The following is a 14,500-nucleotide window of genomic DNA, read 5'->3' as shown; positions in this document are numbered from 1 at the left end:
CCGGCCGTTGCTCTGCTTGGCCCTGGATCCCTGCCTGCGCAGGGATACGACAGCTTTTGCCGCTAGCGCGCCGGCGTCACGCCGCCGGCAGCAGGATGCCGTGGTGCTTCTTGCCCGACGACAGGCGCACCGGCGCCGAGACGGCGATCTGCATCGCCTCGTCGGTGATCTTCTCGCCGTCGACGCGGGCGCCGCCGCCCTTGATCAGCCGGCGTGCCTCGCCCTTGGACGCGGCGAGGCCGAGCGCCACCAGCGCGTCGACGGCGGTGATGCTGCCTTCCGCCAGCTGGTGCGTGGGAAGCGCATCCCCGGCAGCACCCTCTTCAAAGGTGCGGCGCGCGGTCTCGGCCGCCTGGGCCGCCGCTTCTTCGCCACGGCAGAGCGCGGTTGCGGCGTCGGCCAGGATCTTCTTCGCCTCGTTGATCTCGGCGCCCTGCAGCGCCTCCAGCCGGGCGATCTCGTCCAGCGGCAGGTCGGTGAAGAGGCGCAGGCGGGTGCCGACGTCGCGGTCGTCGGTGTTCCGCCAGAACTGCCAATAATCGAAGTGCGACAGCAGATCCTCGTTCAGCCACACCGCGCCGCCCACGGACTTGCCCATCTTGGTGCCATCCGCGTTGGTGAGAAGCGGCGTGGTCAAGCCGAACACCGGCGTGCCGTCCACGCGGCGGGCGAGGTCGACGCCGTTGACGATGTTGCCCCACTGGTCCGATCCGCCCATCTGCAGGCGGCAGCCCGCGCGGCGGGACAGCTCCAGGAAGTCGTAGGCCTGGAGGATCATGTAGTTGAATTCGAGGAAGCTCAGCGACTGCTCGCGGTCGAGGCGCATCTTCACCGAATCGAAGCTCAGCATCCGGTTGACCGAGAAATGCTGGCCGATGTCGCGCAGGAACGGGATGTACTCGAGCTTGTCGAGCCATTCGGCATTGTCGAGCATGATCGCGTCGCTCGGCCCGTCGCCGAACGTCAGGAACCGTTCGAACACGCGCTTGATCGAGGCGACGTTCGCCTGGATCGTCTCCTCCGTCATCAGCTTGCGGGCTTCGTCCTTGAAGCTGGGGTCGCCGATCTTGCCGGTGCCGCCGCCCATCAAGACGATCGGCTTGTGGCCGGCGCGCTGGAGCTGGCGCAGCATCATGATCGAGACGAGATGGCCGACGTGCAGCGACGAGGCGGTCGGATCGAAGCCGATATACCCCGGCACCACCTGGCTGGCCGCAAGCGCGTCGAGCGCCGCCGCGTCGGTCACCTGGTGGATGTAGCCGCGCGCGTCGAGCAGGCGGAGGAGGTCGGAGGTGTACTGGGTCATCGCTCGATCATTCTGCTGTTTGCGCGGCCTCCCTAGCCGCTCGGCGCCCGCGAAGTCGAGAAGATGCGATTTCCGGCGCATTTGCGCGTCCTGCGCCTCTTGGCAGCGCCGCTGCGCCCGCCTAACCCGATGCCCATGCTTGCAGGGCTTATTTTCGCGACCGAGGACGCCGAGGGGCGCGCCGGCACGCTCGCCGCGACGCTGCCCTTCGGGGGCATGACGCTGATCGAATATCAGGCGCGGCTGCTCGCCGCAGCCGGCGTGGGGCAGATGGTGGTGGCAGTGGGACGGGTGACGCCCGCGCTGCTGGGTGCCGTCAGTCGCATCGCCAAGCGCGAGGTGACGGTGGACATCGTCCGCTCCGCCGAGGAAGCCTCCGCCAAGATCCATCCGCTGGCGACGGTCGTCGTGATCGCGGACGGGCTGGTGACCACCGACACGATGCTGCACGCGATGGCGGGCGAGGCGCCCGACGCGATCCTGGTAACGCCCGAGACGGAGGCGAGCGGCGCGGTCGAGCGGCTCGACCGCGGCCAGTGCTGGGCGGGCGTTGCGACGCTTTCGGCGCAGCGGCTCGCCGAAGTGGCGGCGCTGCCCCGCGAATATGATTTCCAGTCCACCGTGCTCCGCATCGCGGTGGAGGCGGGCGCCCGCCACGTGGCGCTCCCTGCCTCCGCCCGCCGATCGGGCCATGGCGTGGAGCGCGACGCGGAGGTGCTCGCCGGGCGCAGCAACGACGTGCTGGGGGCGCTCGCCAACCAGCGCACCGGCTGGGCGGACCGGTGGTTCTTCACGCCGATCACGCGCTTTCTCCTGCCCCAGCTCGTCCGGCGTGAGGTGCCCGCCTGGGCGACCGCGGTCGCAGGCGGCGGCGCGGGGCTGCTCGCGCTGGTGACGCTGGGGCTGGGGCATCCGGCGCCCGGCATGCTCCTCGCGCTCCTGTCGGTGATCCTGCTTTCGGCTGGATCGCTGCTCAGCTGGTTGCGGGGCGACAATGTTCGCGCGAGTCAGCAGGAGCAGGGCATCCTCCTCCTGGCGGTGCTGTCGGCGCTGCTGCTTGGTATCATCGCCTCGCTTGCCGCGGGGCATGCGACGCCGTTCGTGCTGGCGCTGTGGGGGGTGGCGAGCAACACCGTGGCCGATCGCGTGCCGGTGCGCCCGCGGCCATGGTATGCGAGCGCCGCCTCGCAGGTGCTGCTGCTGACGCCCTTCGCGCTGCTGGGCCTGGCGACGCTGGGCCTGGCCCTTGCGACGCTGCACGCGGTCGTCAGCCTTGCGGCGGCGGTTGAAGCCAGCCGTCATAAGGCTTAGGCCGGTCTTAACGACCGCACGTTAGGCGAGGGTGCATGGCCGCCCGTTCGACCCAGATTGATTTCGATCCCGCAGCGCTGCTCTCCCATGCGGCGGCGCGCGGCATGCGTGCGCAGGTGCGGGCCGCGCCGCCGGTGGCCGCGTTGTTCGCGCCGCTGACCGACCCCCTCGACGATCGCACCCGCGCCGCCCTGTCGGAGCGGCTGGAGCGGCTGGTCCGCACCTCCGCCGATCGGCTGGCCGAAGTGGCGGCCGCGCGGCTGGACGCCGCGGCCGAACCGGCCTTGGCCGCACGCATCCGGGGCGAGGCCGAGCAGGTCTGGGACCGGCTGGCTGCGGTGCCGACGCTGTGGGACGAGACGCTGCTTGCCGAACTGCTGGCCGAGACGCGGCTGGCGCTGCTTGCGGCCGCGCTTCCGGTGCGCGCCCCCTTCAACCCCGACCAGCCGAGCCTGCTCGCGCGCCTCGCCCATTCCGGGGACGCTCTGATTGCCGAGGCGGCCAAGCTGCTGCTGCTCCACGGCAGCGTTGCCGAGTATGCGACGCTCCAGCAGCTGTGCTGGCCGATCGCGGCGGCGCTGCGCCAGAATGCGACCGATCCGGAGGAGATCGCGCTGCTCGACCGCGCGCTGATCTCGGCGGTGGAGCAATTGCGCGGCCAGGATAATGAGGCGCCGGCCGCCGCCCGGCTCGCGCGCGCGCTGCGCCGCGATGTGGCGACCCTGCCGGAACTGATCGAAGAGGCGCTTGCCGACCGCCGGCTCGAACTGGTCGTGGCGCTGATCGCGGATGCGGGCGGCCTCGGCCCCCGAGCCGTGCGGGACCTGGTGCTGGAGCGCGACCCGGCGCCGCTCTGCATGCTGCTGCGCGCGCTCGACCTGCCGCGCGAGACGCTGGCGCGCATCGGCTTTGCGCTGTGCGAGGCGGATCCCGCGCGGGATCTGGACGCGTTCGCCGACCTGATCGACGAGGTCGCCGCGGTGCCGCTGCAGGCGGCATGGCGGGCGGTGGCGGCGATGGCGCTTCCCGCCGGCTATCGCACCGCGCTGCTCGCGCTCGGCGGCGGAGCGGGCGCATGAGCGGCTTCGATCGCTATCACCAGCCGGCGTCCGCGATGCTCGATGCCGACGGGCGGCTGCGCCATGCCGAACCCCGGCTGGCGGGGCTGAACGCCCGTGCCGGCGGCGAGCCTGGTCAGCCGATCGCGGTGCCCGCCATGGCGGAGCTGGTGCGCATCAGCCGCCGCCTGGGCATCGACGTCGCGCGCAAGATCCTGGTCGCCGATGGCGAGGACGACGTCGAGCTGTGGGTGCAGGTCGAGCCCGAGGGCGACGGCCTGCGGCTGACGGTCGGCGCCTGGGGTCTTCCGGGCGACGGTGAGGAGACGCACGACGAGGCCGACGCCGCCGAGTTGCTGGCGCTCGATGCCGACTGGCGCTGGGAGGCAGACAGCGGGCTCCACCTGACCTATGTCTCGCCCGCCGCGGGCACCCGCTTCGGCTTTGATGCGACGGACGTGCTCGGCCGCCCGCTCACCTGGCTGTTCCAGCTGACGGACGATGGCGAGGGAGGCTTCCCGATGCTGGGCGCGATGGCGTCGCAGCAGCCGTTCGAGGGGCAATATGCGACGCTGCGCGATACCGGGCGTACGGTGCTGCTGTCCGGCGTGCCGCGCACCGACGCCGGAGGGCGCTTCGCGGGCTTCGTCGGCGCGGCCCATGCCGTCGAGCCGGACGCGCCCGAGACGCAGCCGGAGCCGCAGGGCCTGCCGCAGAACTTCGGCAAGCGGCTGCGCGAGGCGTTGCGCCAGCCTCTCGATCGGATCGTGGCGCATGCCGACAGCATCAGCGCGCAGGCGGACGGGGCGCTGCTCCAGGACTATGCCGACTATGCCGGCGACATCGCGAATGCCGGCCGCCACCTGATGGGCCTCGTCAACGACCTGGAGGATGTGCAGGCGGTCGAGGACCCGGACTTCGCGATCGCCGTGGAGTCGCTGGACCTGGCCGACGTGACCCGCCGTGCGGCCGGGCTGCTGGCGGTGCGGGCGGAGCGGGCCGGGGTGACCATCGACCGGCCGGGCGCGCACGAGACGCTGGCGGCACGCGGCGAATTCCGTCGCGCGCTCCAGATCCTCGTCAACCTGATCGGCAACGCGGTCCGCTACTCCCCGCCGGGGGCCACCGTGTGGGTGCGGCTGGAGCGTGAGGGGCAGATCGCCTGCGTGATCGTGGCCGACCAGGGCAAGGGCATCGCGCCCGAGGACCAGGCCCGCATCTTCGAGAAATTCGAGCGGGTCGACCCGAGCGAGCAGGGCGGCAGCGGCCTCGGCCTCTACATCGCCCGGCGGCTCGCCCGGGCCATGGGCGGTGACATCGTGGTCGACAGTGCGCTGGGGGAAGGCGCGCGCTTCGTCCTGACCCTGCCGCTGGTGGAGTAGAAGGGCGGCGCCGGCTCAGCCGCAGCCCAGCACCGACTTCACCTCCAGATATTCGGCAATGCCGTGCGCGCCATATTCGCGGCCGTTGCCGGACCGCTTGTAGCCGCCGAACGGCATGTCGGCGTCCGGCACGCCGCCGTTCACATAGACCATGCCCGCGCGTAGCCTGGGGACCAGTCGCCGGGTATCCTCGGGCGCGCCGAACACGACTGCGGAGAGGCCATAGTCGGTGTCGTTGGCGATGCAGACGGCGTCTTCCTCGTCCGCATAGGCGATCACCGTCACGACGGGTCCGAAGATCTCCTCGCGCGCGATGGTCATGTCCGGGGTGACGCCCGAAAACAGCGTCGGGCGCACGTAGAAGCCGCGCTCGAAGCCTTCCGGGTGGCCGAGGCCGCCCACCTCCAGCGTCGCGCCCTCTGCCAGGGCGCTTGCGATCAGCTGCTGGACGCGCTGCCACTGGGCCAGGTTCACCAGCGGGCCGATGTGATCGCCCGGTTCGCGGGGATCGCCGACGCGGATCGCCGCCATCGCCTCCCGCGCGATCGCGATCGCCGCCTCCTGTTGCGCGGCCGGCACCAGCAGCCGGGTGGGGGCGAGGCAGCTCTGGCCGGAATTGAAGGTGACGCTGCCAACGGTCGCGCGCACCGCGGCCTCAAGATCCGCGCTCGGCAGGACCAGTGCGGGTGCCTTGCCGCCGAGTTCCTGGTGGACTCGCTTGACGGTGGGCGCCGCCGCCTGCGCCACGGCGATGCCCGCGCGGGTGGAGCCGGTGAAGCTCACCACGTCGACATGCCGGTGCGCGGCGAGCGCCTGGCCGGTGTCGCCGTCTCCCTGGACCAGGTTGAACACGCCTGCGGATACCCCCGCCTCGGCCATCACCTCGGCGAACAGCGCGGCGCAGCTCGGCGCTTCTTCGGAGGGCTTGAGCACCATGGTGCAGCCGGCAGCGAGCGCGGGCGCGACCTTGGCCACGATCTGGTTCATCGGCCAGTTCCAGGGGGTGATCAGCGCCGCCACCCCGATCGGCTCACGCAGGATGGCGTGGCGGCCCCGTCGTTCCTCCCATTCCACCTCGCCGAGGGCACGGAGCGTCGCCCGGAGGTGGTCGACGCCGGACAGGGCCTGCGCATCGCGCGCCATGCTCGCAGGACAACCGACCTCGCGCGTCATGGCGGCGGCAAAGGCGTCCAGCCGCGCCTCGTAGGCGGCGAGGATCGCCTCCAGCAGCGCGGCGCGTTCGGCGACGCTGGTGCGGGAGAAGCCGTCGAACGCCCGCCGCGCGGCCGCTACCGCACGGTCGACGTCGGCGGCGCTGCCCAGCGTCAGCTGAACACAGACCTCGCCCGTCGCGGGGTCGCGTACCTGCGCGGGGCGACCGCCCAGGCTTTCGACCCAATGGCCGTCGATGAAATAGGGAGTGCTGCGCATGCCGCCTTCCTGGCCCCGCGATGGCGCGGGGGCAAGCCGTGGCGCGCTGCCGCCTCGACGCAAAAGGGGCGCCCGGATCGCTCCGGACGCCCCTCCTGCTTGCCGATCGTGTGGACGATCAGGCCGAATAGTACATGTCGAATTCGACCGGGCTCGGGGTCATTTCCCAGCGGGCGACTTCGCCACGCTTGACCTCGACATAGGCCTCGATCTGGTCTGCCGAGAACACGTCGCCCTTCAGCAGGAAGTCGTGATCGGCTTCCAGGCTGTCGAGTGCCTCGCGCAGCGAACCGCAGACGGTCGGGACCTGGGCGAGCTCTGCCGGCGGCAGGTCGTACAGGTTCTTGTCCATCGCCTCGCCCGGGTGGATCTTGTTCTGGATTCCGTCGAGGCCGGCCATCATCAGCGCCGCATAGGCGAGATAGGGGTTGGCCATCGCGTCGGGGAAGCGGATTTCGACGCGCTTGGACTTGGGGCCGGTGCCGTACGGAATGCGGCACGATGCCGAACGGTTGCGCGCCGAATAGGCGAGCAGCACCGGCGCCTCGTAGCCCGGCACCAGGCGCTTGTAGCTGTTGGTCGACGGGTTGGTGAAGGCGTTCAGCGCCTTGGCATGCTTGATGATGCCGCCGATGAAGTAGAGGCAGGTGTCCGACAGACCCGCATAGCCCTCGCCCGCGAACAGGGGGTTGCCCTCGTTCCAGATCGAGAAGTGGGTGTGCATGCCCGAGCCGTTATCTTCCTTGATCGGCTTGGGCATGAAGGTCGCGGTCTTGCCGTACGCATGCGCCACCTGGTGCACGACATACTTGTAGATCTGCATGCGATCGGCGGTGGTGGTCAGCGTGCCGTAGGTCAGGCCCAGTTCGTGCTGCGCGGCGGCCACCTCATGGTGGTGCTTGTCGCACGGCAGGCCCATCTCGAGCATGGTCGAGACCATCTCGCCACGGATGTCGACGGCGCTGTCGACCGGCGCGACGGGGAAATAGCCGCCCTTCGCGCGCGGACGGTGGGCCATGTTGCCCGACTCATATTCGCGGCCGCTGTTGGTCGGCAGCTCGATGTCGTCCAGCTTGTAGTAGCTGCTGGAATAGGTGTTCTCGAACCGCACGTCGTCGAACATGAAGAACTCGGCCTCGGGACCGACGTAGACGGTGTCGCCGATGCCGGTGGTCTTGAGGTAGGCCTCGGCGCGCTTGGCGGTCGAGCGCGGGTCACGCGCATAGAGCTCGCCGGTCGACGGCTCGACCACGTCGCAGAACAGGATCAGCATCGGGGTGGCCGAGAACGGATCGACATAGACGGCGTCCAGGTCGGGCTTGAGCACCATGTCGGACTCGTTGATCGCCTTCCAGCCCTCGATCGAGGAGCCGTCGAACATCAGGCCGTCGGTCAGCTCGTCCTCGGTCAGGATCGAGGCGACCATCGACAGGTGCTGCCACTTGCCCTTGGGATCGGTGAAGCGAAGATCGATCCACTCGATCTCCTGGTCCTTGATCATCTTGAGGATCGTGCTGGCGGTATTGGCCATGGAACTAAGCCCTTTCTGGATAAAACCATTACCCCGCGAGGCGCCCCCCCGCGGCGGATTTCGTGCAGTGCGTCGAAAGAAATGTCCGGTCAGATGGCGTCTTCGTTGCGCTCTCCGGTGCGGATGCGAAGCGCCGTCTCCACGGGGATGACGAAGATCTTGCCGTCGCCGATGCGGCCGGTCTGGGCAGCGCCCGCGATCGCCTCCACGACGCGATCGGCGAGGCTGTCCTCGACGACCACCTCCAGCTTCACCTTCGGCAGGAAGTCGACGACATATTCGGCGCCGCGATAGAGCTCGGTATGGCCCTTCTGGCGGCCGAAGCCCTTTGCCTCGGTGACGGTGATGCCACTCACGCCGACCTCGTGCAGCGCCTCCTTCACCTCATCCAGCTTGAACGGCTTGATGATGGCCTCGATCTTCTTCATGCCTCGCGTATTCCCCCCGGCCGAACACGGCCACGCACACAGGTGCCGACAATCAAGAACCGTGCCAGAGCACGAATCGCGGGGGCGAGCATCCCCGATCCGGCTGCGCCTGTCGATCCTGCCCGCCTTTTCGGCACAGCCCTGGAAAATGCCCGCTTTTTGAGCAGGCTGGCCGCTTGGAGTGTGACAAGGAAGGGCCGAAGTATTCGCCTTGAGAGGAGCCTCTCCGGCAAGCGCATTACTTGCGGTGCGCAATCTTTCCTGCGCAGACTGCCTATATGAAGAGAATGCTGCTGCTCGCGAGCTTGCTGCTGCCCGTAAATACGGCATCATCGCAGTCGTCTCCTTGGACGCCGCCGCCTACGCCGTGGCAATTGGTCGCCTGGATGCCCGGCGAGGTGCGCTGCGGCGGCACTCGCGTCATGGCGTCGGAGATGCGGCGGCCGTTCACGGCCATTCGCCGGGGCAGCGGGTATGCCGTTCCCGCGTCGCCGATTTATCGCTTCCGCATCGATGCCGCCGGTCGGCCGCTGTCGATCCGCCGCGAAGGGATGGCGGCACCGTGGAGCGAGGATGTCGCGCCTTCGCTCGCCGCCAGCCGGTTTGCGGCGGGCGCGCCGCAGGCGGACTGCACTATCCGCTACACGCTGCGCGCGACCTCGTCCGAGGAGTCACCGGTCGGGGACCTGATCTCCTATTCCCTCACCCCGCAATCCGGAAAGCTGCCGCCCGATGGCTGGGCCCGGATCCAGTCGCCTAAGGTGCCGTGCCTCACGGAGCCGCGGCCGAGGCCGCTGGTCACGGTCTATCCCGACTTCGACAAGCTGCCGGGCACGCCGGGCGTCAAGCACTGGACGATGGTGGCCTATGATCAGGATGCGCGCGGACGGCCGATCCATGTCCGCACGGCACAGGGTACGGGGAGTACGGCGCTGGATCGCGCCGCGGTAAAGGCGATGCGCAACTCCCGCTTCACGGGCGGCGCCACTACCGGCTGCCTCTATCCTTACTGGCGGGCGCCGATCACCCTTGCGGCCCCGGAGCCGCCTGCCGAGGACAGCCTGCGCTCCGTCGACGGCAATTGCCCGCATTCGGACGACTGGGCCACGCCGCCGACGCTACGCTATCCTGCTTCCTATCAGCGGCGTGCCATCGAGGGCTGGGCGGTCGTCGCGTTCGACGTGGCGCCCTGGGGCGAGCTCGGCAATCTGCGGGTGCTGGCGAGCGAACCGACGGACGAGTTCGGCGAGCAGGCGATCCAGGTCCTGCGCTTTGCGCGCAAGGCTGCGTCCGCGATGGGACGCTCGGGCTGTGTCGATCGGGTGTTGTTCAAGATGGGCTATGGCGGATTGCCGCCTGCGGAAGACCCTGCCTGAAGGGAAGGCGCGGCGCTGCGTCTCTGTTCTTCGTGTCCGGTTCGTGCGACCAGCGGGCAGCCCTTCCGGCCCTGGTGAAGAGACGATGAGCATCCCGACCGCAGCATTTCTTGCACTCGCGCTGCAATCCCAGGCGGCGGCGCCTGCACCCGCCGTCGCGCCCGGCACGATCGCCGTCGAGGTGGCCGAGGAGGCCTCCGCCTTTGATCGGCTGTTCACGGACGCGGTCACCCGCGCGCTTTCGGACGCCCGCTTCGTTCCGCTGCCGCTCGACAGCCACAGCCGCTACATCGCGCGCGTGACGGTCACGCGCACCGAGAGCGGTGCGGTGGCGGCAAAGGCAAAGGATCCGCCGGCGATGGCGGCGTTGGGCCAGGTGTTCGTGCCGCTGCCCTCGGGCAAGAGCCAGATCCGCGGCTTGGTTTCGACCGACCTTTCGGTCGACATCCTGCTGCGCGGCGGGGACACGCCCGTCTGGAGCGGCCGCGCCTCCACCGTGCAGGTGGAGGGAAGCGCGGCCGATGCCCCCGCGGCGGTCGCGACCAAGCTCGCTTCCGCGCTGATGCGCCAGTTCCCGAGGCGCGATCCCGTCTCGGTGCCCTGACCGCCCACCGCGGCTATGCGGCCGCGGTGAGGTTCAGTCCCGGCCCGAACGGGCGGCGCCGTTCGTCACGCCGCCAGCTTGGTGGCGTCCTCCCGGCCGGCGATCAGCGCGTCCACCACGCCCGGATCGGCGAGCGTCGAGGTGTCGCCCAGGCTGCCGAAGTCGTTCTCGGCGATCTTGCGCAGGATGCGGCGCATGATCTTGCCAGAGCGCGTCTTGGGCAGCGACGGGGTGAATTGCAGCGCGTCGGGGGTCGCGATCGGCCCGATCTCGCGGCGGACCCACTGGATCAGCTCCTTGCGGAGCGCCACGTTGCCTTCCTCGCCGGCGTTCAGCGTCACATAGGCATAGATGCCCTGGCCCTTCACGTCGTGCGGCATGCCGACCACCGCGGCTTCCGCGACCTTGGCATGCGCCACCAGCGCGCTCTCGACCTCGGCCGTGCCCATGCGGTGGCCCGACACGTTGATCACATCGTCCACGCGGCCGGTGATCCAGTAATAGCCGTCGGCATCCCGCCGACAGCCGTCGCCGGTGAAATACTTGCCCGGGTAAGTGGTGAAATAGGTCTGGAAGAAGCGATCCGCGTCGTTCCAGACGGTGCGCATCTGCCCCGGCCAGCTGTCGGCGATCACCAGATTACCCTCGGTCGCGCCCTCCAGCACCACGCCTTCGGAATCGACCAGCTGCGGGAGCACGCCGAACAGCGGCTTGCTGGCTGAGCCGGGCTTCAGCGGCGTCGCGCCCGGCAGCGGCGTGATCATGTGGCCGCCCGTCTCGGTCTGCCACCAGGTGTCGACGATCGGGCAGCGGCTGTCGCCGACGACGCGATAATACCATTCCCACGCCTCCGGGTTGATCGGCTCGCCGACCGAGCCGAGCACGCGCAGTGACGTGCGGCTGGTCTTCTTCACCCACTCGTCGCCCTCGCGCATCAGCGCACGCAGCGCCGTCGGCGCCGCATAGAAACTGGTCACCTGATATTTGTCGACGATCTGCCAGAAGCGCGAGAAGTCCGGGTAGTTGGGGACGCCCTCGAACATCAGCGTCGTCGCGCCGTTCGCCAGCGCGCCATAGACGATGTAGCTGTGGCCGGTGACCCAGCCCACGTCGGCCGCGCACCAGAACACCTCGCCCGGGCGATAGTCGAACACATATTGGTGCGTCATCGACGCCCAGACCAGATAGCCGCCGGTGGTGTGGAGCACGCCCTTGGGCTTGCCGGTCGAGCCCGAGGTATAGAGGATGAACAGCGGCTTTTCCGCGCCCATCGGCTCGGGCGGGCAGACGGTCGACTCCGCCTGCACGACATGGTCGTACCAGAGGTCGCGACCCGCCTGCATCGGCACCTCGGCGCCGGTGCGGCGGACGACGATCACCGTCTCGACGATCTTGCCGGCTTCGTCCTCCAGTGCCGCGTCGACATTGGCCTTGAGCGGCACCCGCTTGCCGCCGCGCAAGCCCTCGTCGGCGGTGATGACCAGCTTCGACCCGCAATCCTGGATGCGGTTGGCGAGGCTGTCGGGCGAGAAGCCGGCGAACACGATCGAATGGACGGCGCCGATCCGCGCGCAGGCGAGCATCGCGAATGCGGCCTCGGGGATCATCGGCAGGTAGATGGTGACGCGATCGCCCTTCTTGACGCCGGCGGTCTTGAAAGCGTTGGCGAGGCGGCTGACCTCGTCCTTCAGCTCGCCGTAGCTGATTGTGCGCTCTTCGCCCGGCGTGTCGCCTTCCCACAGGATGGCGATGCGGTCCGGGTCCTTGGCGGCGTGCCGGTCGACGCAATTTTCGGCCACGTTGAGGATACCATCCTCATACCAGCGGATGTGGAAGTCCGCTTCCTCGAAAGAGGTGTCCTTGATCCGCTTCGGGAACCGCACCCAGTCGAGCCGCTCGGCCTCGCGCGCCCAGAACATGTCCGGGTCGGTTGCGGCCTCTTCGTACATGGCGGCGTAGCGGTCCTGGTCGATCAGCGCCTTTTCGGCCCATTCGGCCGGCACGGGGTAGCAGGACTCGGTCATCATCCTCTCCATTCTCTACGGTTCGAACGCGCCGCCATCGGGCATGTCGCCACGAGCCGATGGAGCCGGCGCGCGACCGGTGTCCCCGCCATCTTCCCGCGCCCGCGCCCCCGTGCGCAAGACCAAAATGGGACGAAGGGAGCAGATGGAGGGATCAGCGATCCGCGACCGGAGCGCGCGGGCCTGCGATTTCGCCGATCCGACCGATCAAGTGGCTCGACCCGCAATTCGAATGCCGCCACCATGGTCGAAACCGGGTCCGGGGCGCGAGCGGCGCCCCGGGCCTACCCGGCGATGGCCCCGCACGAAGGGCCACGCCGCGCTTTGCGTATCGAAGGAGAGGGGCAGCACATGGCGACCGCACCGGGGGACATTCCCAAACATCACCCCGCCACTCAGAGCGAGAAGCTCGTCATCGCGGCCTCCTCGCTGGGCACGGTGTTCGAGTGGTATGATTTCTACCTCTACGGTCTGTTGGCGACCATCATCACGGCCCAGTTCTTCTCCGGCGTGAACGAGACCACCGGCTTCATTTTTGCCCTGGCCGCGTTTGCGGCGGGCTTTGCGGTGCGGCCGTTCGGTGCGCTGGTGTTCGGGCGGATCGGCGACATGGTCGGCCGCAAGAACACTTTCCTCGTCACCATGGGCATCATGGGCCTGTCGACCTTCATCGTCGGCCTGCTGCCGAGCTATGCCACCGCAGGCGTCGCGGCACCGATCGCACTGGTGGTGCTGCGCCTGCTCCAGGGCTTGGCCCTGGGCGGAGAATATGGCGGCGCCGCCACCTATGTCGCGGAGCATGCGCCCAACAACAAGCGCGGCCTCTACACCAGCTTCATCCAGACGACGGCGACCTTCGGCCTGTTCGCGGCGCTGCTGATCGTGATCGGGACCCGCTTTGCGGTGGGCGAGGAAGCCTTTGCGAGCTGGGGATGGCGAGTGTCGTTCCTGATCTCGATCGTGCTCCTGGCGGTGTCGATGTGGATCCGCCTGCAGATGAGCGAAAGCCCGGTGTTCCAGAAGATGAAGGCCGAGGGAAAGACCTCCAAGGCGCCGCTCACCGAGGCGTTCGGCACCTGGCGCAACCTGAAGGTGGTGCTGGTCGCCCTGCTCGGCGCGGCGATGGGGCAGGGGGTGATCTTCTACACCAGCCAGTTCTATGCGCTGTTCTTCCTGGAAAAGATGCTGCGCGTGGACGGCGCGACCACCAACATCCTGGTGGCGGTCGCGCTGCTGATCGCGACGCCCGCGTTCGTCTTCTTCGGCTGGCTGTCCGACAAGATCGGCCGCAAGCCGGTGCTGCTGACGGGCTTTGCGCTGTCGGCGCTGCTCTACTATCCGCTGTTCCAGGCGATGTCGCACGCCGCCAACCCGGCGCTGTACGAGGCGCAGCAGACCACGCCGGTGTCGGTGGTGGCGGACCCGAACGAATGCTCGGTCCAGTTCGACCCCGTGGGCAAGAACAAGTTCGACAGCAGCTCCTGCGACATCGCCAAGGCCTATCTGGCGAAGGCCGGCATCTCCTACAGCAACGTCGTCGCGCCGGCAGGAACGATCGCCAGCATCCATGTCGGCGGTCAGGTGCTGCCGGCAGTGGACCCAGCGACGGTGAGCGGCCCCGCCCGTGCCGATGCGATCAAGGCCTATGGTGCCCAGGTGCAGCAGGCGCTCACTGCCGCCGGCTACCCGGCTGGAGCGGCCGATCCAGCGCGGATCGACAAGCCGATGGTGGTCGGCATCCTGATCGTCCTCGTCCTGCTGGTGACCATGGCCTATGGACCGATCGCGGCGCTGCTGGTCGAGCTGTTCCCGACCCGGATCCGCTACACCGCCATGTCGCTGCCCTATCACATCGGCAACGGCTGGTTCGGCGGCTTTCTGCCGACCACGGCGTTCGCGATGGTCGCGGCCACCGGCAACATCTACTACGGCCTGTGGTACCCGATCGTGATCGCCGCGATCACGCTGGTGGTGGCGCTGCTCTTCCTGCCGGAGACGTTCCGCGGCGACATCGACTCCTGATCCGCAGCGGGAGGCGGGGTGGGGCGG

11 protein-coding genes are annotated in these 14,500 nt (G+C 68.9%); 6 read left to right on the top strand and 5 right to left on the bottom strand.

From position 1 onward, the window contains the following. Positions 1 to 76 precede the first annotated feature (76 nt). Complete coding sequence (gene tyrS, locus MHZ35_RS09565) at positions 77 to 1,306, bottom strand: tyrosine--tRNA ligase (RefSeq protein WP_239435391.1); 1,230 nt, start codon at positions 1,304 to 1,306, stop codon at positions 77 to 79. 135 nt (positions 1,307 to 1,441) lie between these two features. Between tyrS and MHZ35_RS09560 the strand changes: the two genes are divergently transcribed. From MHZ35_RS09560 to MHZ35_RS09550, 3 genes are read left to right on the top strand one after another with little or no spacing between them, the layout of a single operon-like run. Further along, positions 1,442 to 2,617: a hypothetical protein gene (locus MHZ35_RS09560; RefSeq protein WP_239435390.1), complete on the top strand. Its 1,176-nt coding sequence runs from the start codon at positions 1,442 to 1,444 to the stop codon at positions 2,615 to 2,617. A 35-nt stretch (positions 2,618 to 2,652) separates the two neighbouring features. Continuing rightward, positions 2,653 to 3,696: a DUF2336 domain-containing protein gene (locus MHZ35_RS09555; RefSeq protein ID WP_239435389.1), complete on the top strand. Its 1,044-nt coding sequence runs from the start codon at positions 2,653 to 2,655 to the stop codon at positions 3,694 to 3,696. Further along, a complete protein-coding gene (locus MHZ35_RS09550) occupies positions 3,693 to 5,057 on the top strand; it encodes a PAS domain-containing sensor histidine kinase (protein ID WP_239435388.1) in 1,365 nt (454 codons plus the stop codon). The genes MHZ35_RS09555 and MHZ35_RS09550 overlap by 4 nt, the downstream gene beginning before the upstream one ends. Positions 5,058 to 5,072: 15 nt before the next feature. On the opposite strand, the gene MHZ35_RS09545 is transcribed toward MHZ35_RS09550, so the two are convergent. The 3 genes from MHZ35_RS09545 to MHZ35_RS09535 all read right to left on the bottom strand — a co-directional run bounded on the left by MHZ35_RS09545 (position 5,073) and on the right by MHZ35_RS09535 (position 8,447). Further along, positions 5,073 to 6,488: an aldehyde dehydrogenase family protein gene (locus MHZ35_RS09545; RefSeq protein ID WP_239435387.1), complete on the bottom strand. Its 1,416-nt coding sequence runs from the start codon at positions 6,486 to 6,488 to the stop codon at positions 5,073 to 5,075. Positions 6,489 to 6,606: 118 nt separating this feature from the next. After that, positions 6,607 to 8,019, bottom strand: coding sequence for a type I glutamate--ammonia ligase (gene glnA, locus MHZ35_RS09540; protein WP_132884097.1), 1,413 nt, complete (start codon positions 8,017 to 8,019; stop codon positions 6,607 to 6,609). 89 nt (positions 8,020 to 8,108) lie between these two features. Further along, on the bottom strand, positions 8,109 to 8,447 hold the full coding sequence (locus MHZ35_RS09535; RefSeq protein WP_125960434.1) for a P-II family nitrogen regulator: 339 nt from the start codon (positions 8,445 to 8,447) through the stop codon (positions 8,109 to 8,111). Between the two features lie 278 nt (positions 8,448 to 8,725). Between MHZ35_RS09535 and MHZ35_RS09530 the strand changes: the two genes are divergently transcribed. Further along, positions 8,726 to 9,823, top strand: a complete 1,098-nt coding sequence (locus MHZ35_RS09530; protein ID WP_239435386.1) for an energy transducer TonB — start codon at positions 8,726 to 8,728, stop codon at positions 9,821 to 9,823. An 85-nt stretch (positions 9,824 to 9,908) separates the two neighbouring features. Next, entirely contained in the window at positions 9,909 to 10,427 is a 519-nt protein-coding gene (locus MHZ35_RS09525; protein WP_239435385.1) for a hypothetical protein, read from the top strand. Positions 10,428 to 10,492: 65 nt separating this feature from the next. On the opposite strand, the gene acs is transcribed toward MHZ35_RS09525, so the two are convergent. Beyond that, entirely contained in the window at positions 10,493 to 12,451 is a 1,959-nt protein-coding gene (gene acs, locus MHZ35_RS09520) for an acetate--CoA ligase (RefSeq protein ID WP_239435384.1), read from the bottom strand. Positions 12,452 to 12,802: 351 nt separating this feature from the next. Between acs and MHZ35_RS09515 the strand changes: the two genes are divergently transcribed. Next, a complete protein-coding gene (locus MHZ35_RS09515) occupies positions 12,803 to 14,473 on the top strand; it encodes an MFS transporter (RefSeq protein ID WP_239435383.1) in 1,671 nt (556 codons plus the stop codon). Positions 14,474 to 14,500 lie beyond the last annotated feature (27 nt).

The organism is Sphingomonas sp. ACRSK, from assembly GCF_022346685.1.
GTDB classification, from domain to species: Bacteria; Pseudomonadota; Alphaproteobacteria; order Sphingomonadales; family Sphingomonadaceae; genus Sphingomonas; species Sphingomonas molluscorum.
The sequence above is the reverse complement of the archived record's forward strand: the minus strand, read 5'-3'. Positions and strand labels throughout refer to the sequence as shown.

Excerpts from the sequence above, each read along its gene's own strand:
- MHZ35_RS09560 (WP_239435390.1), top strand. The coding sequence starts at position 1,442 with ATGCTTGCAGGGCTTATTTTCGCGACCGAGGACGCCGAGGGGCGCGCC.
- glnA (WP_132884097.1), bottom strand. The coding sequence starts at position 8,019 with ATGGCCAATACCGCCAGCACGATCCTCAAGATGATCAAGGACCAGGAG.
- MHZ35_RS09525 (WP_239435385.1), top strand. The coding sequence starts at position 9,909 with ATGAGCATCCCGACCGCAGCATTTCTTGCACTCGCGCTGCAATCCCAG.
- MHZ35_RS09515 (WP_239435383.1), top strand. The coding sequence starts at position 12,803 with ATGGCGACCGCACCGGGGGACATTCCCAAACATCACCCCGCCACTCAG.
- MHZ35_RS09535 (WP_125960434.1), bottom strand. The coding sequence starts at position 8,447 with ATGAAGAAGATCGAGGCCATCATCAAGCCGTTCAAGCTGGATGAGGTG.
- MHZ35_RS09545 (WP_239435387.1), bottom strand. The coding sequence starts at position 6,488 with ATGCGCAGCACTCCCTATTTCATCGACGGCCATTGGGTCGAAAGCCTG.
- acs (WP_239435384.1), bottom strand. The coding sequence starts at position 12,451 with ATGACCGAGTCCTGCTACCCCGTGCCGGCCGAATGGGCCGAAAAGGCG.
- MHZ35_RS09530 (WP_239435386.1), top strand. The coding sequence starts at position 8,726 with ATGAAGAGAATGCTGCTGCTCGCGAGCTTGCTGCTGCCCGTAAATACG.
- MHZ35_RS09550 (WP_239435388.1), top strand. The coding sequence starts at position 3,693 with ATGAGCGGCTTCGATCGCTATCACCAGCCGGCGTCCGCGATGCTCGAT.
- tyrS (WP_239435391.1), bottom strand. The coding sequence starts at position 1,306 with ATGACCCAGTACACCTCCGACCTCCTCCGCCTGCTCGACGCGCGCGGC.
- MHZ35_RS09555 (WP_239435389.1), top strand. The coding sequence starts at position 2,653 with ATGGCCGCCCGTTCGACCCAGATTGATTTCGATCCCGCAGCGCTGCTC.